Origin of the sequence: Ralstonia sp. UNC404CL21Col (assembly GCF_000620465.1) — a bacterium.
Classification (GTDB): domain Bacteria; phylum Pseudomonadota; class Gammaproteobacteria; order Burkholderiales; family Burkholderiaceae; genus Ralstonia; species Ralstonia flatus.
Window position 1 is genome coordinate 1,621,900 of record NZ_JIBE01000004.1, and the last position, 18,276, is coordinate 1,640,175.

An 18,276-nucleotide genomic window follows, 5' to 3' on the forward strand; every position below is an offset into this window, starting at 1 on the left:
CGTTCAGATGGGCGCAGCTTCGCGGCTGTCGCTTCCGTTCTCGCTTTCCTCGCGGCCCCGCGCGTAGGGCTGCCGCTCCTGCTCAAGCTCCGGATAACGGCGTGAGGCGAAGCCCATGGCGGCTTCGTACGAGCCAAACTGGTTCGATTCGGCGGCCACGCCGTCGTTGACCAGGATTGCGTACCACTTCCCGTAGAGCGGGCCGTACACCACGACCTTGCTTTTCATTGTCTTGTCCCTGTTTCTTGTATCGATGGCCGGCAATGCGGTTTGCGCGAAGCGGCGGCTCGAGCCGTCCGGGCGCCAGGTCATGGCGCGCCGTCAGCGTGGTGGCGGACGATGATTACAGTGTGTTACACGCGCGTCAACGTTTGCGTTGGGCGCAATCCTCTAGTGACGTAGGTGCATTAGGCGCATCAGGCGGGGCCCAGCGTGCCGGCCACGCGGGCCCGCTGCAGTTCAGCGGGCTCCTGCCCTGATTCGACATAGTCGGCAAAGCGGCGGATGTAGTCGGCGACCCACTCGGGGCGACGCAGGGGCAGCCAATGGCCGGCGTCGACCTCGTGGCGCCAGTAATGCGACACCCAGGCCTCCACAGCGCGCGTCACGGCGGGGCTGACGTAGCGATCGCGCGTCGGCACGATGAGCTGTACGGGCGCATGCGGCGCACGCGCCTGCGGGCGGGCGAGGCGGTCCCGAAAATTTGCGCGGTACATTCGCACGCCGTTGCAGGCATCGCGCACAAGCGTCGGTCGCTGGGTTTCGATGCGGATGCCCTCCGTTTTGTGCAGCCACCACGGCCAGGCGCGCGCGACCCACAGCCGCCACGACCATTCCGGCACCAGCGGCAAGTGGAAATACCCCACATACCAGGATTGCAGCCGCTGCTTCCACACTGCACGTTTGGCGGTCCATGTGCCGGCATCGAGCTGCGCGCGCATCCAGTGGCCGACGTGGTCCAGGCACGGGCCCGAGATCGACGTGTAGGACGCGATGCGCCCGCGCAGCCGATCGGTGGTCACCGATTCCCAGCTGTGGATGGAGCCCCAGTCGTGCCCGACCAGATGAAAGCGCTCGCCCGGCAGCAGCGCGTCGGCCACGGCGGCAAGGTCGTCGACAAATTGGGGGATGCGGTAACCGGCGGTGTCTGCGGGCGCATCTGACAAGCCGGCACCGCGCACGTCGAATGTGAGCACGCGGCGGTCGCGCGCCAGGGTATCGCGCACGCCGTGCCAGACGGAACTGTCGTCCGGATAGCCATGCACGAGCACGATGGCGGGGCGCTGCCGCGCGGACGCGTCGGCGGGCAGGGTCATGCGGGCATGCAGGCGAAGGTTGCCGGAGCGCACCACGTGGCTGCTGTGCATCGGGTCTCCAGTGAAATGGGCGCGGAGTCTCCAGCCTACGGGGTGATCGGCTGATGCGGCAACGCGTGTTTTTACCCGTTTCAAGCAGTGCCTGAGGCACTCGGGGCGGGTTCGGCCTGCAGCAGTGGTGTCGCTGCCGTGAAGGCCGCCAGATGCTCCAGCAACGTCCGCACCTTGCGTGGCAGCTGTTGCTGCGGCCACACCGCATAGATGGGCCGCTGCGGGGTCCGCCATTCCGGCAGCAGGCGTATCAGCCGGCCCGCCTCCAGCGCCTGGTGGCAGAGCGTGTGCGGACAGTACAGTAGGCCGAGGCCCGTTTCAGCCAGCGTCACGCCCAGTTCGATGTCGTTCAGGTCGCAGCGTCCATGGGGCTGCAGTTCGATGGTTTCCTCACCGTCGGGTGAGGTGAAGCGCCATGTCGAGAGCGGCGACGACACCAACAAGCGATGCGCTTGCAGGTCATGCGGATGGCTCGGCGCGCCATGCGCGGCCACATACGCAGGCGACCCCACCAGCACCATCCCGATCACGCCGAGCCGCCGCTGCCGCAGCTTCGGGTCGTCTTGCTGGCCGACGCGGATGGCCATATCGGCACCATGTCGCCACACGTCTTCATTGCTGTTGCTGAGCGACAGCTCCAGCCGGATCTCCGGCCATGTCGCCATGAAGCTCGCATAGGCAGGCGCCAGCAGCCCGCGCGACAGGTTCAGCGGTGCGAGCACGCGCAGGGTGCCCTTGACCTGGTTGAGATCGTCGTCGAGCGTGGCCGTGGTTTGCGCAAGCGCGGTCAACAGTGGGCGGCACTGCTCGTAGTAGAGCTGCCCCTCCGGCGTCGGTTTCAGGCTGCGGGCGCTGCGCAGCAGAAGCTGGCAGCCCAGCGAGGTCTCCAGCTTCTGCAGGCGTCGTGTCAGCGTGGCGGGTGGCAGGTTGGCGTGACGCGCTGCGGCCTGCAGGCTGCCGTGGTCCACGATGGAAACAAAGAGGGCCAGATCGTCGAGCATGATTCCATTTATGGAATTTAAGTTTCAATAAACGTTTATAGTTTCTTGAAAAGCGGTTGTCTAGCATACCGTCAATCACATTTGATGGCTTGCAAGGAGAACCGCCATGTCGACGCCTGTTTCCACTGCCACGCGGCTGCGTGTCATTTTTGCCTGGCTGATGTCGGGCCTGATGTCGCTGTTGATGACGGGCTGGATCGGCTGGATCAACGCCGGTATCAGCCCCGACTTTCTTGCCCGCTGGGCGCATGCCTTCGTGCTCGCCTGGCCGGCTGCCTTCACCATCGTGCTGGTTGCCGCGCCGGTGGTGCAGCGGCTGACACAGCGCCTCGTCGTGCCCAATCCGGTGCAGCCCTGAAAAGAAAACAGCCCACCGGGAGGACGGTGGGCCGCAAGGTTGACAGCAGGAAAGACCGATGGAAACGGACGCCGGACTGACATCCCGTAGAGTCCGGCGATGCGGCTGGTACAACACCCGACCCTTATCGTAGTGACGCCGATGTGCGTGGAGATCGCACTGCCCGATACCGGGTCGTGACCGGGCCATGGAGCGCACTGTAGAGGGTCGATGCTTTCATCAAACTTTCTTTCCGCGGTGGTTCTTCTGCGGACAATCCCTAGGGTATGAGCGTGGCACGGACGCTCCAATGGCGTGCGCTGCACATGGCAGCCGACCAGGCGCGCAGGCACGAGTTGGCGTAGTCAACATCAGCGCGCGGTGCCGTTAGGCTGATCCGCTTCTCAACGCTAAGGAAAACAGCATGACGATGATGATCGACGGCCATGGCCCTGGGTATCACGCGGTGCAAACGCGGCCCAGCCTTGAGGATTGCCAAAGGACGCTAAAGAAATTTGTGGATGAAGCTGCCTCACCAGCGGTGAGCGTGCAGGATCTGGTCGTGGCCAGCCGGGCCACAAAAGACAGAAACATACAGTGGTCGAATCAGTTGCCATTTACGCTACCCGATGATCTGAGTGACGCCGACATTGACGCAGCGCGCACGCGAGTCGGCCACGCAATGCTGGACGAGCAGGAGGCTACGGTGGCACTGCGCAATCTGTATTCGTACTTCGAGGAAGGCGCGTTGGGCGATGTTCCCGAGAGTGGTCTGGACTACCCCATAGGCAAAGGCGGCAAAAGCGGTGTGAGCGACGACGTGGGCAAGCGCTGTAAAAATGATTCGGGCGACAGGGTGAGCGAGGACTGCAAAAAGGATTTGGGTAACCTCGTGGCCACTGCTGCCATGAAGATCACGTTGACCAGCAGCGAAGCCCTGGAGGCCCTAATCGCAGTGGTGAAAACGCGCGAAAATGGTCAGACGGACTGGGCGAAGTACCTGGGCTACCACTGCAGCGAAGCGATTGCAGCGGAAAAGATTTCTTCCCCGATCGAGCAGATGTTTAGCAGAGGGGCCAACCCAGGACCGGAAGCGGACGGTGCTGCTCAAACAGTGCGCGCTGTAACGGGACAGTTGACCGACGCTGCTGCAACGGCGCGTGCGTTGCGGGAAGCCGGCGTCCCCGTTGATGCACCGCAACGGCTGGCGAGCGTGCAGCAATTGCAGACGGCGCTCGTGAGCGGCAGTAGCCGTGTCAACGACGCCAGACAGGTGCTGAGCAATGTGAGCGACGCGTCAGCGGATCTGCGCAACGCGGATCGCGATTTTGCATACCTGTACAAGACAAGCCTGCTGGACGCAGCTGACCAGCGCACCCAGGCGTTTGCTCAGCAACACGTGCCTCCCGGATACTTGAATACGATCGACTACGGTTCGCCTTACAGCCATGCGCTGGAAGCGGTTCAGGCCGAGCTGAAGCTGGATGGCGTCCATCCTTCCGCTTTCGGCCCGCGCTAACCCATCGGTAGGAAAGCCGGCTGCATGTGGAGCAGCCGGCTGGCAGAATGCCGGAGCGTTGCCACCCGCCCAGCTGACCATGACCGCACCTGCCGACCTCCACATCCGCCCCATCCACCAAGACGACTTTGCCGCCTGGAAACCGCTCTGGGATGGCTACAACGCCTTCTACGGCCGTGCAGGCGAGACCGCCTTGCCCGACACCGTCACGCAGACGACATGGCAGCGCTTCTTCGACGAAGCGGAGCCCGTCTACGCGCTGGTGGCCGAGCGTGGCGGCGAGCTGCTCGGCATCGTGCATTTCCTCTACCACCGCAGCACCACGCAAATCGGCATGAGTTGCTATTTGCAGGATCTGTTTACGGCGCAGGCAGCGCGCGGGCAGGGCGTGGGCCGGGCCTTGATCGAAGCGGTGTACCGTCGCGCGCAGGCCGACGGCTTGCCACGCGTCTATTGGCAGACGCACGAGACCAACGCGACCGCCATGCGGTTGTATGACACGTTGGCGGACAAGTCGGGCTTCGTGGTTTATCGCAAATTGTTCTGAGCGGCTACGGCATCCAGTAAGGCCTGAAGTGCGCGTGCGGCACCGGCCCGCGCGCAACTGGCATATGTGCTCGCTGCATTAGCAAAATCCGGAACACCGCATGTGCGGGCGGCACGTAAGGTCGCGGCATCTGAGCTTATGTGCTGCTGTATGCCTGTCACCTTGCCTGCGTTGGTGGACGCGTCCACTGCGTCGTCTTCTCTCGTTTTTTCTTCCGATCAGCAGGCGCGTCTGCGCGACCTCGCCGCGCAGATTCGCGACGCACAGCGCGCGGTGACAGCGGCGCAGCCTGCTCAGCCCATCGACCCCGAGACGACCGACCCCGCACGGCAACTGGCGCAAGCGGCTTACCTAGCGGCGCAGTTTGCCTTGCAGGCGCTGCAGGCCGAGCGTGCAGCATTGATCGCGCAGTCGCGTGGGCAACACGCCGAAGAAGCGGCCGCCCAAGCCGCGCGGCAGCAGGCGCAACGCAATGGGCAACTGGCGACCGACATGGCCGCCGCAGCCCGAGCACATCTGCAGGCCGATGCCGTGGCTGCGGCACAGCCTGGCAACCATGTTCAGACCGTGATGACGGTGCAGCAGAAGCAGCGCCAGGAGGCTGCAGTGCCCGCGTTGGTGCTTGCACGGGCACGGGCGGACGAGGCCGACGCGCGCGTTGCCCAGGACATGGCGCAGCGCGAGCTTGACGATGCGCGGCAAGTGCTGGATTCGGCCGAGGCCAGTGACCGCGCCGCGCGGCCGCCGGTGCGTAACTTGCCCGACGAGCCCTCCCAGGCCACCTTGGATGCGCGCACGCAATGGAGCGCCGCTCAGGCGGCGGCCCGCAATGCCACGCTCGTCCTTAACCACGCGCACGACGCGGTGCATGCCGACGCATTGGCCGTGCTTTCTGACGCCGCCAACCGCGGCGACTGGCAGACGTACCACGATGCCGTTGTCGCCGGCCGCGCCAGCGGGGCCATCCCCGACGACGAAGCGCAGAACCTCCAGCAGGCCGGCGACGATGCGCTCGTCAAGGCGCAAGCCGACGTCGCTCCAGAGCAGCGCGTTGCCGACGCACAGTACGCCGATCAACAAGCCCGACGGCAGCAGATTCTGCAGTGCCAGCCCCGCGCGCAGGCGCTGCCCACCACGGCGGCGCTTGCGCAGGCCCGTCAGGATGCGGTGCCGACGTGGACGGCTGCCTTCCTGGCTGCCGACAACGCCAAGACGCTCACCGGCAAGTTGGCGGGCGACGCGCAGCGACAGGCTGCGCACTCCCAGGCCACAGCCGACCGGGCGCAGGCGGAGCTGACGCGGCAGACTGCACAGCGCACGCTGCATGGCGCCGAGCAGGACTTGCACATGGCTCAAGCCACCGGCGCCGATGCGAAGACGCTTGCCGACCTGCGTGCGAAGGTCGACAGTGCCCGGCAAGGCACGCAAGACGCCACCCGCGCGCGTTTGCAAGCCCAGACCGACGAGGCCAGCGCGCACGCGCAGGATCTGCTTGCTGCGCTGTCACCGGCCCAGCAGGACGACGCGGACGCCCGTTTCGAGCTGTTCCGAACGCACGGCCAGGCGTTGGCCCGACCGTATCTCCAGCAGTTTTTCCTGCAGTTTGGCGATCAGGCCATCACCGTATCGTCGGCCGATCAATTGATGAATCTCGCGGGCCTGGCGTTCGGCATCCTGCCCGTGAACGATCTGGATGCGCCCACGCCGCAGGCACTTGCCGAGGCGGCCCGGCAGGGGCGCTGGTTTGCCGCGGCACCGGCCGATGTGCGGGCCCAGCTTCAGCGGATCGTTGACCGCGTCTATGGCGATGCCGATCGCACGCGGCCGCTGCAGGTGAACTTTCTGCCGTTTGTCACGGCCATCAAGCCCAGCTCCGAGCTGACGCCCGCCGACAGCGTGATCCAGGACGGCGCGCTGATGCAGTTCACGCGCGCCGATGGCACCACCGGCTGGGTGGATGCCGGCGCCAACCGCACCTACGATTCGCTCGACGACTTCCGCCATGCATGCGACCTGCCCGTCGGCGGCGATGCCGCATTGATGGTGGCGCCGGACTGTGACGCGCAAGGCGCCGATCGCTTCGATGCCGATGGGCAACTGCGTCTGTTCATGGGCGAGGCGCGCATCGAGAGTGTGTTCGAAGCGGCGAACCGTACGTTCCATCTGGACGCTGTGCTGGCGGGCGGTTTGTTGGCTGCGGGTGTGCTGACCGACGGCATCGTGCCGTTGCTGGCCGGTGCGGCGGGCCTTGTCTACGGTGCCGCGCGCTCGGACCTGCCGCAGATGATCTCGCACGACGAAGACCTCAACCCGCTGACGAGCGACCACGCGCGTCAGGTGTGGGGCACCGTGCTGACCGAAGGCCTTGGCGGCGCCGCGACGGTTGCGCTCGGGCGCGCGCTCGTGCTCGGTGCGCGGGCGGCGGCGGAGGGTGCAGAACTGGAGGCGTCGGCCGCATCGGCGCTGAACACGTCGCTTGCCCGTACGACTACCGTGGCCCGGGGGCTCGGCAGGGCGGCGGGCGTGGCGGGCGGTGTCAACCTGGCGGATGGCGTGGCCGAAGCCTTGCCGCATTTCGACGAGATGAGCGAGCACGATCGCGACGATTTGTGGGCGCAGCTCGTTCCGGACGTGGCGACCATGCTGCTGACGCACGCAGTCGACTACGTGGCGCCGGCGGAGCGCGCCACGCCGGCAGCGTGGTTGCATCCGGAGTTTGGGACGACGCGCGTGCCGCGCAGCGGGACCGGCGCCACGGAAATGGGCGTGGCGATGACAGCGGCCGAGTGGCGCGCCGGGGGCACGCCGCGCACCAAGCGCCAGCGTGCGGAGGCGCAGCCGGCCGGGGTGAACAAAATGCTGGTGGTGCTGGCGCACCCCGACGACGACACCATCATGGCCGGCATGCTGCGGCGGGCCATCGCGGCAGGCACCGAGATCCACGTGGTGTACATCACGCGTGGCAACGGCGGGACGATCTTCAGCACGGAGTCCGGCATTCCACTGCCGGTGTATGGCGGCGACGGTGCGGAATTTGCCGAGCCCGGCGCACTGGGCCAGTTGCGCGAAGAGGAGCTGCGTGCGTTCTATGCACGGCTGGGTGGCGGCTCACGCGTGAAGGTGACGGTGCTGCACGGCAACGCCGACATCAACCCATGGCGCAGGCCCGGCGAGCGCGTCCTGCGCTACAGCATCGTTGCCAGATGGAACATGCGCTTCATCGTGCGCTACCTGGCCGAACGCATGCGTACGGAGCAATACGATCTGGCCGTCGGGCTGCGTATCAACCGCAACGTGCATCCGGCCCACGCCGAAAGCAGCCGCCTGATGCGCCAAGCCGCGCGTGCGTACCAACGTTCCACAGGCCAGGCGATGCCTTTGATGTGGGCCAACGAGATCGGCTGGTATCCGACCTCCGTGCTGAATCTGCGCGGGCGGACCTGGACGCTGCAGTTGAACGATGCGGAGCGCAGGCTCAAGGCCGATGCCATCGCTGCCTACGCCTCGCAGCCACCCGCACATGCCCACCACTTCGGCAACGAGCGGCCTTACGAACAATTCACCTTTGCCGCCGGAACACCGGCCCAGGTGCGGATCGGCATTCAACGGTATTTCCTGCGCCGAGCGGCCGATCGCGATGCCGCGCCAGGAACAGCTCCCGCCTTCGAAACCGTGACCACGCCGCCTTTGCGATACCGGAAGGACTGGGGCTTCGCGCGCGTGGAAACCGTCGAACCGCCGTTGCCGCTACTCAAGCCGGCGCTGCCCAATCCGTCCGTCGATGCCGATGCCGCCGTCGAGCGCGCCACTGCATTTGCGTTGCGCGGCGAGGGCGTAGACCCCGAGCACATTTCCGACGAGCAGGAAGCGTGGCGCATGTTCTTGAGCAACCTTCAGCCGCGTCCGCTGGAGTGGCAGCCGCTTTGGCGCCGTCTGCTCAATGGCTTCTCGAACGAGCCCGGGCGATTCTGGGCTTCCCGTCAGCCGGAGACCGCGGTATTCGTGACAACCTCGCGGCCGCCGCAAACTGTTTTTGGCGAGCAGGGCATCGGCCTGGCGCTGGACGCTTCCGATACGCAGGTGTGGTCGTCGATCACGGCGGCGCGCGGCGATGCGGCGCGCCAGATCGCGCAGGCTCCGGGCGGGCGAGGCGTGCGGTTTACGTACCCCGTTGTGATGGGCGCGCGCGATCTGGGCCGCATGCTCAAGGTGGGCTGGCTGCCGCCCGAGTCGCCGCAGGGGGCCATCGTGACGGTAGACGCCAACAGCCGGCGTCATCACGAGAGCATTCCCAACCCGCGCAACGCCTACGGACCCAAGCCCGGTGAGCCCTATACGCCGCCGACCGTTTCCGGCGGCATGAAGATCCGTGGTCCGGTGTTCCGCGCGTTGACGTCGACGGCCACGATCGCGTCCGCCACCTACGCCGGCGTGCGCTACGGTCTACCGACTTTCACGCTGGCGGACTGGAACGCTTTGGGGCTCGGCATGCTTGGCCTGCGGTCGACGTTGGGGATGGTGTCGGATGGCGTGCGCGTGCGCATCGCGCGTCAGGCCGATGCCTCGCCGGCTTCTACGTGGCGCCTCATGACCGGCTGGCGCGGCACGTTGCGCGGTGTATCGAAAGCCGACCGGGACCGCTACCGCACGCTCGGCATGTTGCTCAAGGTGAATCCGCACGACAGCGATGCCCTGCGGCAGGTGGACGCCGCGCCCGGGCAGGTTTTGTCGGCCCGCAGCGAGCTTGGCTGGCTGCTTGAGACGATTCGCATGTGGAGCTACGGCCCGAACGATGTTTCCAACGTGTTGCACCTGATGCATCCGGGCTTCTTCGATCCGTCGTTCGCGTCGTTGCAGGCGGCAGGCGAGACGTTTTCGAATCTCGCGACGCTGATCTTTTCTGCTGTGCATCCGATGGCCAGCATCAGTGCGCGGCTGGGCCGTACGCTGAGCCTGCGGGCGGATCGGCTGCAGCAGGACCCGACCGTGCGGCCGGCAGGCGCCAGACTGCCCTCGATGTTCGGCGGAACAGAGCATCTGCCCCGGCCGCTGCAATGGCTGGTCGCCCTCGGGCATCGTCCGCTCGTCGTGTATCCGTTCCTGCCGGAGGTGGGCACGCCTACCAGCAAGCCGGTGCCTGTGACGTTGCTGCAGGAGTGGTCCAACAAGCTGGCCACGCTCGGCGTCTTGCCCTTTACCGGCGCCGACGCCGCCCATCTGCTGTTGGCAGCCGGCAGCAACCATTGGTCATCAGCACTCGTCGAACTTGGAAAGGTATCGGCGGACTGGTGGTTCTTCCGCGCGTTTCAGCAGATGCATGTCGATGCCTACCGCGCCCGGCGTGATCTTGGCCGGGTCGTGCGCCACAACAGCTTGCTGCCGTGGTGGCGCATGCCGGTCGGCGGCGCGGTCAAGGGGCCGAACGTGCCTGCAGCGGACGACTTTCTACTCGACAAGGGCGGGCTGTCGACGTTCCAGCCGGCACTCGTGCTGGGCGTCGGCATTGGCGCGCGGGCGCTGCTCGGGCTGCTGGCGCCGTGGACGGATGGCAATGGCTAGCGGTCGCGCCGCGCGCGCAGGGAGGTCGCCTAACAACCGTATTTCGGCACGTCGAAATGGCTCCAATCGCTACCGCCCTCGGCGCCGTAGCTGATGTGCTCATCGTTCGGACCCTGCAGCTCGACGCTGGTCCTGTACGTCGGCGGGTTGTTGCCCAACATCGACAGCAATTGATGTTCGTCGATGGTCTTGTCGATCTTGACGGAATAGCCGTCGCCGAGGTCCAGCGAGGTTGCCGTACCGTGCCCCCAAAGGTCGAGCAGCGAACTGTGGGAATCGATCTTCAAGTCGTTGGAATGCGTGCCGCCCACGACCTTGAGGGCGTCTTGAACACCGCCGATGTCCAAGTCGGCCAGGGTGGTCTGCTGGCCGTCAGGTCCGACCTTGTCGACCTTGATGTGGTGGCCGTCCTGCTGGATGACGGCAATCTTCTGGGCTTGATCCGTTCTCACCTCCATCGTGGCCTGGTTGGCCAGGGTGGGGGTGTTGATGGGCTCGCGGCCGTTGCTGTATGCGACGTAGAAGTTGGTCGGCGGCAGCGCGCAGACAGAGATGTTCACGCTCATGATGATCGACAGGTGCGGATTGAAGGAACGTCGATCGTAAGACGTCATTGCCGCGACAGAGGCCACGCAGCTTCGTAAGTCAGCCGGCGCACCGCACCGCGGGCGCGGTACCAAGACCGTTGTCCAGTGGGCAATCCGGCGGAGCCGCCGTCCACCGCCGCCGCATTTTTTCCGCGAACCATAGGGTAATCCCGCATCTGCGATTTCGAAGACGCGGTCTATAGTTGCACCTGTGTTCCAGATATTAACAGACGTTTCATAGGTAAAACAAGCGAAACGTGATGGAGTCGACAGAAATGCAATTGCAATACAACCCCGACCTCGCTCCGTGGGAGCCGATTTCTCCGAACAACGTCGCCGGCAAGGGCCGTGTCGAGCGCCCTGGCCACGTCGTCAATCTGGTGTGGCAAACGCGCGCTGCCGAGCCGACCGCCTATGAGAACCAGTTGGCCGATTCGCTGGAAGCGGCATTCCTGGGCGGCGCCCAAACGCCGGCTGACATCGTGGTCGTGCTGAATGAGCGTGGCCCGCGCAATGCGGCCGGTGGCGAGACCTGGACGGAAGACACCTTCCTGGCCGAGATGCGCCGCCTGGGCGCCTGAGACGAGGCCGGTTCCAACACGATTCGACGCCGCATTGCCCGCAGAGGCGCACGGCTCAACCCATCAGAAGAGGCAAGCAATGGAAGGCAACAAGGAAGCGCAGAAGGAAGCGCGCATCAACACCGGTCTGCGCAACTACTGGTATCCGGTGGCGGCGTCGTGGAATGTGAAAAACGCGCCGGTGGGCATCACGCGTTTGAGCCAGAACATCGTGTTGTGGCGTGACACCGCCGGCCAGGTCCATGCGCTGGAAGACCGCTGCCCGCATCGTGGCGCGCGCCTGTCGATGGGCTGGAACCTGGGCGACCACGTGGCTTGCTGGTACCACGGCGTTGAAGTGAACGGCCAAGGTACGGTGACCAGCGTGCCGGCTGTTGACGCTTGCCCGATGGAAGGCAAGACCTGCGTGCGCAGCTACCCGGTGCAGGAACGCGCCGGCGCCATCTTCCTGTGGTTTGGCGACAAGGCTCCGTCAGAGTTTGACGACGCGGTCGGCACGCTGCGCTTGCCTGAAGAGCTGACCAGCGACGAGCACAGCCACTTCCTCTGCTTCGCGCATTGGAACGTCAACTACCGCTACGCCATCGACAACGTCATGGATCCGATGCACGGCGCCTACCTGCACGCCGTGTCGCACTCGATGGCCAGCGGCGAGAAGAAGGCCGTGATGGAAGTGGTTGAAACCGACCACGGGATCATGTTCCAGAAGACCGGCCAGCGCGGCGTGAACTTCGATTGGACCGAGTTTGGCGAGACCGGCACGATGTGGCTGCGCCTGTCGATTCCGTATCAACCGAAGGTCGGTCCGGGCGGCCCGTTCACCATCATCGGCATCGTGACGCCGGTGGACGAGGATCACTGCATCGTCTACTTCTGGCGCACGCGCCACGTGCAGGGTTGGCAGCGCGACGTGTGGCGCTTCCTGTATCGCAATCGCCTCGAAGGCCTGCACTGGGATGTGCTGGAACAGGACCGTGTGGTGCTGGAGTCGATGGCGCCCGAGGCGCGCGAGCACGAGACGCTGTATCAGCACGACATCGGCATCACGCGTATCCGCCGTGTACTTGCACGCCGCGCCGCCGCTGAACTGGCCGACGCGCCTGTCGCCATGCTCAAGCCCGTTCCCACGGAAGCCCAACATGCCTGAGCGCAATTCAACTGCCGGGCTGCTGGCTGGCCGCAAGGTGCTCGTGACGGGGGCCGCGCGCGGTCTGGGTCTGGCCTTTGCCAAGTCGATCGCCGAAGCCGGCGGCGCCGTTGCGCTGGCCGACATTCTTGGCGAGCGCGTGCAGGAAGAGGCCGCAGCGCTGCGCGCGGCAGGCTTCGATGCGCATGGCTTCGCGCTCGATCTTGGCGATCCGGCTTCCATTCAGGCATGCGCCGCAGCGGCTGCGCAGGCGCTGGGCGGGCTCGACGGGCTTGTCAACAACGCGGCCATCACGAACTCGGGCGGGCGCGATGCATCGTCGATCGACATCGAGACCTGGGACCGCGTGATGAACGTCAACGTGCGCGGCACATGGTTGATGACGACGGCTTGCCTGCCGGCGCTCAAGGCTTCGGGCCGCGGCGCCATCGTCAATCTGTCGTCTGACACCCCGCTGTGGGGTGCACCGAACCTGCTGGCGTATGTGGCCAGCAAGAGCGCCGTCATCGGCATGACCAAGTCTCTGGCGCGCGAATGCGGCGCAGACGGCATCACCGTCAACGCCATTGCGCCCGGCCTGACGCTGGTGGAAGCCACCGAATACGTGCCGGCGCACCGCCATGCGCTGTACCGCGACCAGCGCGCCATTTCGCGCGATCAACTGCCCGACGACGTGTGCGGCGCCGTGCTGTTCGCGTTATCCGACCTTTCCCGATTCGTGACGGGCCAGACGCTGGCCGTCAACGGCGGTTTCGTCATGCAGTAATGCATCCACACATCATTCAGAAGAGGTATTCGATGAGCGATCTCTCCGAACAACAGCAAGTGCAACGCACGTGGGACCGCCCGGAAGGCGCGTCGTTTGAAGACTGGATGAACAGCCGCGTCGCGCGTTTTTCCACCCGCCGCTACGACTGGGACGCCCTCAAGTTCCAGGCCGACTTCGACCCGAAATACCGCCGTGCGCAAATGCGTTACCTCGGCACCGGCGGCACGGGCGTGGCCGCTGACACCAACACGGTGCCGGCGGAGCACTTCACGTTTTCGACGATGGTCATTCCGGCCGGCCATGAAGGCCCGTCGCATCTGCACACCGATGTGGAAGAGGTGTTCTTCATCATTCGCGGCAAGCTCAAGCTGGTGCTCGAGAAGGACGGCGAGCGCTACGAAACCATCCTGACCGATCGCGATCTCGTCTCGGTGCCGCCCGGCGTGTACCGCGAAGAAATCAACATCGGCGATGAAGATGCGCTGATGTGCGTGATGCTCGGCGCCAAGAAGCCGATCACGCCGACGTATCCGCCCGAGCATCCGCTCGCCAAGATCAAGCGTTGATGCCATGAGCGCGCAGGCTGTCATGTCTTCCCATCCGTTCCGCGTTGCCGACGCGCTTGCCGTGCTCGGCGCCGGGTTTGCCGAACGCACCGTCGCCATCAACGCGCACGGCGACCGCATCGGCTATCGGCAATGGGGCGAGCGCGGGCCGGTGGTGGTGCTTTTGCACGGCATCAGTTCCAGCGCTGCGTCATGGCTGCCGTGCGCGCAGGTTCTTTCGCACAACATGCGCGTGCTGGCATGGGATGCGCCGGGCTACGGCAGTTCCACGCCGCTTGCAGACGTGGCACCGCGCGCCGCCGACTACGCGCTGCGGCTGCAGGCGTGGCTTGCCGCGCTGGATGTGATGCCCGATGTGATCGTCGGCCACTCGCTGGGCGCGCTGATGGCGTCGGCGTATGTGGCCGCCGCGCCAGCGGCGATGCAGCCGAAGTGCCTGCTGCTGCTGAACCCCGCGCGGGGCTACGGCCAACCGGGGCAGGAAGACAAGTCCCGCAGCGTGCAGGCCCAGCGTCTTGCAACGCTGGACCAGCTTGGCATCGACGGCATGGCGGAGTCGCGCCACGCGCATCTGCTGCGCCCGAATGCCACCGACGAAGAACGCGCCTGGGTGCGCTGGAACATGAAGCGCCTCAACGACGGTGGGTATCGCCAGGCCGTGGCGATGCTGAGCGGCGACGACATCGGCACCTATCTGAGCAAACGCCCCGCATCCACACCCGCGCAGATCGCGTGCGGCGATGTCGACGGCATTACGCCGCCGCTGGGCTGCGAAGCGCTGGCGAAGACGTTCGATCTGCCATTTGCGCTTGTGCCGTCAGCCGGGCATGCCTCCTATATCGATGCGCCTGACGCTGTTGCAGGCTGGATCGAACATGCGGTTCTCTCCCAATCCCAAAACGCCTAAGCGCCAAGACGTATGAGCAACGATCTCATCCCAGAAGACGTGCAGGAAAAGTACATCGTGCCGGGGCTCGAACGCGGCCTGCGCCTGCTGTGCGAGTTCAGCCACAAAGATCGTGTGCTGTCTGCGCCGGAACTGGCGCGCCGCCTGAAGGTGCCGCGCTCCACGGTGTTCCGCCTGCTGACCACACTTGAAGTGATGGGCTTCATCGAACGCGTTGACGGCGGCCGCGATTTCCGCCTCGGCATGGCGGTGCTGCGGCTGGGCTTTGAATATCTCGCGTCGCTGGAATTGACCGAGCTGGGCCGCCCGCTGCTCGATCGTCTGCGCGACGAGATTCACTACCCGTGCAACCTCGTCGTGCGCGATGGCCGCTCGATCGTCTACGTGGCGAAATCCGTCGCGCCCACGCCGTTCACCAGTTCGGTGAATGTCGGCACGCGCCTGCCGGCTCACGCCACGGTGCTGGGTCGTGTGCTGCTGGCCGATCTGTCGCTGGCTGAGCTGCGCCAGCTGTATCCGGAGCCGCAGCTGGAAGTGTTTTCCGCCAACACGCCGCGCACGGTGGAAGAGCTGTTCGAGATGGTCCAGCGCGACCGCGAACACGGCTACGTGCTGCAGGAAGGCTTCTTCGAAGCCAACATCTCGACGATTGCTGCGCCGGTGCTCGACCGCGCCGGCAAGGTGGTGGCCGCGCTCGGCACGACGATTCCGTCGCCGCGCATTGAACCTGCACAGCTCGATCTGATGATCGACAAGGTGCGCGCCGCTGCCGGCGAGCTGTCTTATCTGCTGGACTACCGCCCCGCAGGCGGCAAGGTCGTCAACCTGTTCCGCGAATGACCATGCCGATGATCGACCTGACTGGCAAGACCGCAGTAGTGACGGGCGGCTCCTCCGGCATCGGCCTGGCCACCGTTGAACTGCTGCTGGAAGCTGGTGCCGCCGTGGCGCTGTGCGGCCGCAATGCCGAACGCCTCGCGCAAGCCGAACAAGGTCTGCGCCGCCGCTTCCCCAACGCCCGGCTCTTTGCTGCAACGTGCGACGTGCTTGACGCGGCGCAGATGGCAGCGTTTGCCGACGCCGTGGAGCAAGCGCTGGGCCCCGTCGACATGCTGGTCAACAACGCGGGCCAAGGCCGCGTCTCGACGTTTGCCGATACCGACGATGCCGCGTGGACGCAGGAACTGCATCTCAAGTTCTTCTCGGTGATTCATCCCACGCGCGCTTTCATGCCGCAACTCGAGCGCTCGGCGCACGGCGCGATCGTCTGCGTGAATTCGCTGCTCGCGCAGCAGCCCGAGCCGCACATGGTGGCCACCTCTGCCGCGCGTGCGGGTGTGCTCAATCTCGTGCGTTCGATGGCGACTGAATTCGCACCGAAGGGCGTGCGCGTCAACGGCATCCTGATCGGCCTGGTGGAGTCCGGCCAATGGCGCCGCCGCTTCGAGGCTCGACCCGAAGAAGATCGCCATCTCGACTGGGCTGCGTGGACGCGCCGCCTGGCCGCGCAAAAACACATTCCCCTTGGACGCCTGGGCCAGCCCGAAGAGGCTGCCCGCGCCATTCTGTTCCTTGCCTCGCCGTTGTCTTCGTACACCACGGGCAGCCACATCGATATCTCCGGAGGACACTCCCGTCATGCTTAAACGACAACAACAGGAACAACAGCTGGTCACGGTGGGCCACGCGATTGCAGCCTTCCTGGAGGCCTGCGAGGTCAGGGCCGCTTTCGGTGTCATCTCGATCCACAACATGCCCATCCTCGATGCGATGGGCGAGCGCGGCAAGATCCGCTTCGTCATGGCGCGCGGTGAAGCCGGCGGCGCCAACATGGCCGACGCCTATGCCCGGACCACGGGCGGCCTGGGCGTCTGCCTGACCAGCACCGGCACCGCGGCCGGCAATGCGGCAGGCGCCATGGTCGAAGCCCTGACCGCCGGCACGCCGCTGCTGCACATCACGGGCCAGATCGAAACGCCGTACCTGGACCAGAGCCTGGCGTACATCCACGAAGCGCCGGACCAGCTCACGATGCTCAAGGCCGTCTCCAAGGCTGCCTTCCGCGTGCGCAGTGCCGACACGGCTATCAGCACGATGAAGCTGGCCGTGCAGACCGCGTTGACGGCCCCGGCCGGTCCGGTGAGCGTGGAGATTCCCATCGACATCCAGGCGGCGCTGATTCCCATGCCGGATGACCTGCGCCCGCTGCTGGTGCCGCAGCATGTGCCGTCGGCCCACGCGCTGGACGAACTGGCTGAACGTCTGTCGCGCGCGCGGCGTCCGATGCTGTGGCTGGGCGGTGGTGCCCGCCACGCTGCGAAGCAGGTCAAGCGCCTGATGGACCTCGGCTTTGGTGTGGTCACCAGCACGCAGGGCCGCGGCATCGTGCCGGAAGATGACCCGCGCTCGCTGGGCGCATTCAACCTGCACAAGCCGGTCGAAGCGTTCTACCAGACGTGCGATGCCATGGTCGTGGTGGGCTCACGCCTGCGCGGTAACGAAACGCTGAAGTACGAACTGAAGCTGCCGCGTCCGCTGTACCGTATCGATGCGGATGCATCGGCGGAGGGCCGTTGCTACGCCAGCGACTACTTCGTGTGCGGCGATTCGGCGCTTGCGCTGGATGGCCTGGCCGACCGGCTGGAAAAGAAGATGCAGATCGACGCGACATTCGCGGCAGACCTGCGGGCGGCACACGAGGCGGCCGTAGGCGCGCTGATCGACGGCCTCGGTCCGTACGCCAAGCTGGTGGAGGCTTTGCAAGCCGCCGTGGGCCGCGAATTCAACTGGGTGCGCGACGTGACGGTGTCGAACAGCACCTGGGGCAATCGCCAGCTCCGCATCTTTGACTCGCGCGCCGGCGTACATGCGCTGGGCGGCGGCATCGGCCAAGGTTTGGCGATGGGCATCGGCGCGGCCATCGGTGCGGCTGCAACCGGATCGGGCAAGACCACGTTCTGCCTGGCCGGCGATGGCGGCTTCATCCTGAACCTGGGTGAATTGGCGACTGCGGTGCAGGAGCGCGCCAACCTCGTCATCGTGCTGATGAACGACAAGGGCTACGGCGTCATCAAGAACATCCAGGACGCGCAGTACGGCGGCCGCCGCCATTACGTGGATCTGCACACGCCGGACTACGCGGCGCTCGCCCAGTCGCTGCAACTGCGTCATCGCCGCGTCTCGGATCTGGCAGACGTGAGCAGCGCGCTGAAGGAAGCCACCAGCGGCGAGGGCCCGTTCCTGATGGAGATCGACATGCTCTCCATCGGCAGCTTCAAGACGATCTTTGCAGGCCCGCCGGTCAACCAGCAGGCCAAGGACGGCCAGGGCGAGCGCGCAGCCGAGCGCACGACGGTGGTGGCGTGAACCTGCAACCGAGCCAATTGAAG

Annotated in this window: 16 protein-coding genes; 12 read left to right on the top strand and 4 right to left on the bottom strand. The window is 65.6% G+C overall.

Annotated elements, in window-relative coordinates; genetic code table 11:
* Positions 1–3: 3 nt before the first annotated feature.
* The 3 genes from N511_RS0115445 to N511_RS0115455 all read right to left on the bottom strand — a co-directional run bounded on the left by N511_RS0115445 (position 4) and on the right by N511_RS0115455 (position 2,368).
* Entirely contained in the window at positions 4–228 is a 225-nt protein-coding gene (locus N511_RS0115445) for a hypothetical protein (RefSeq protein ID WP_009239764.1), read from the bottom strand.
* Positions 229–416: 188 nt separating this feature from the next.
* Positions 417–1,367, bottom strand: a complete 951-nt coding sequence (locus N511_RS0115450) for an alpha/beta fold hydrolase (protein ID WP_027680142.1) — start codon at positions 1,365–1,367, stop codon at positions 417–419.
* Positions 1,368–1,447: 80 nt separating this feature from the next.
* A complete protein-coding gene (locus tag N511_RS0115455) occupies positions 1,448–2,368 on the bottom strand; it encodes a LysR family transcriptional regulator (RefSeq protein ID WP_027680143.1) in 921 nt (306 codons plus the stop codon).
* Between the two features lie 106 nt (positions 2,369–2,474).
* Here N511_RS0115455 and N511_RS0115460 point away from each other — a divergent pair, with 106 nt between their 5' ends.
* The 4 genes from N511_RS0115460 to N511_RS0115475 all read left to right on the top strand — a co-directional run bounded on the left by N511_RS0115460 (position 2,475) and on the right by N511_RS0115475 (position 10,330).
* Positions 2,475–2,726, top strand: a complete 252-nt coding sequence (locus N511_RS0115460) for a DUF2798 domain-containing protein (RefSeq protein ID WP_027680144.1) — start codon at positions 2,475–2,477, stop codon at positions 2,724–2,726.
* 403 nt (positions 2,727–3,129) lie between these two features.
* Positions 3,130–4,224, top strand: a complete 1,095-nt coding sequence (locus N511_RS0115465) for a hypothetical protein (RefSeq protein ID WP_027680145.1) — start codon at positions 3,130–3,132, stop codon at positions 4,222–4,224.
* A gap of 79 nt (positions 4,225–4,303) precedes the next feature.
* Positions 4,304–4,771, top strand: coding sequence for a GNAT family N-acetyltransferase (locus tag N511_RS0115470; protein ID WP_027680146.1), 468 nt, complete (start codon positions 4,304–4,306; stop codon positions 4,769–4,771).
* Between the two features lie 150 nt (positions 4,772–4,921).
* The gene (locus N511_RS0115475) at positions 4,922–10,330 is read left to right on the top strand and encodes a PIG-L family deacetylase (RefSeq protein WP_027680147.1); all 5,409 of its coding nucleotides are present in this window, start codon (positions 4,922–4,924) and stop codon (positions 10,328–10,330) included.
* A 29-nt stretch (positions 10,331–10,359) separates the two neighbouring features.
* Here the strand turns inward: N511_RS0115475 and N511_RS0115480 are convergent, their stop codons facing one another.
* A complete protein-coding gene (locus tag N511_RS0115480; protein ID WP_027680148.1) occupies positions 10,360–10,944 on the bottom strand; it encodes a hypothetical protein in 585 nt (194 codons plus the stop codon).
* Positions 10,945–11,192: 248 nt separating this feature from the next.
* Here N511_RS0115480 and N511_RS0115485 point away from each other — a divergent pair, with 248 nt between their 5' ends.
* From N511_RS0115485 to N511_RS0115520, 8 genes are all read left to right on the top strand, one after another.
* Positions 11,193–11,498, top strand: a complete 306-nt coding sequence (locus N511_RS0115485) for a recombinase-like helix-turn-helix domain-containing protein (RefSeq protein WP_027680149.1) — start codon at positions 11,193–11,195, stop codon at positions 11,496–11,498.
* Positions 11,499–11,577: 79 nt separating this feature from the next.
* Positions 11,578–12,645: an aromatic ring-hydroxylating oxygenase subunit alpha gene (locus N511_RS0115490; RefSeq protein ID WP_027680150.1), complete on the top strand. Its 1,068-nt coding sequence runs from the start codon at positions 11,578–11,580 to the stop codon at positions 12,643–12,645.
* Entirely contained in the window at positions 12,638–13,411 is a 774-nt protein-coding gene (locus N511_RS0115495) for an SDR family oxidoreductase (RefSeq protein WP_027680151.1), read from the top strand. The genes N511_RS0115490 and N511_RS0115495 overlap by 8 nt, the downstream gene beginning before the upstream one ends.
* Positions 13,412–13,443: 32 nt before the next feature.
* Positions 13,444–13,980: a cupin domain-containing protein gene (locus N511_RS0115500; RefSeq protein ID WP_004634817.1), complete on the top strand. Its 537-nt coding sequence runs from the start codon at positions 13,444–13,446 to the stop codon at positions 13,978–13,980.
* A gap of 4 nt (positions 13,981–13,984) precedes the next feature.
* A complete protein-coding gene (locus tag N511_RS0115505; protein WP_027680152.1) occupies positions 13,985–14,887 on the top strand; it encodes an alpha/beta fold hydrolase in 903 nt (300 codons plus the stop codon).
* 12 nt (positions 14,888–14,899) lie between these two features.
* On the top strand, positions 14,900–15,727 hold the full coding sequence (locus N511_RS0115510) for an IclR family transcriptional regulator (RefSeq protein ID WP_024974095.1): 828 nt from the start codon (positions 14,900–14,902) through the stop codon (positions 15,725–15,727).
* Positions 15,728–15,729: 2 nt separating this feature from the next.
* Positions 15,730–16,533 (top strand): SDR family oxidoreductase, encoded by an 804-nt coding sequence (locus N511_RS0115515; protein WP_027680153.1) that lies wholly within the window; start codon positions 15,730–15,732, stop codon positions 16,531–16,533.
* On the top strand, positions 16,526–18,253 hold the full coding sequence (locus N511_RS0115520; protein WP_027680154.1) for a thiamine pyrophosphate-binding protein: 1,728 nt from the start codon (positions 16,526–16,528) through the stop codon (positions 18,251–18,253). Before N511_RS0115515 ends, N511_RS0115520 begins: the two co-directional genes overlap by 8 nt.
* Positions 18,254–18,276 lie beyond the last annotated feature (23 nt).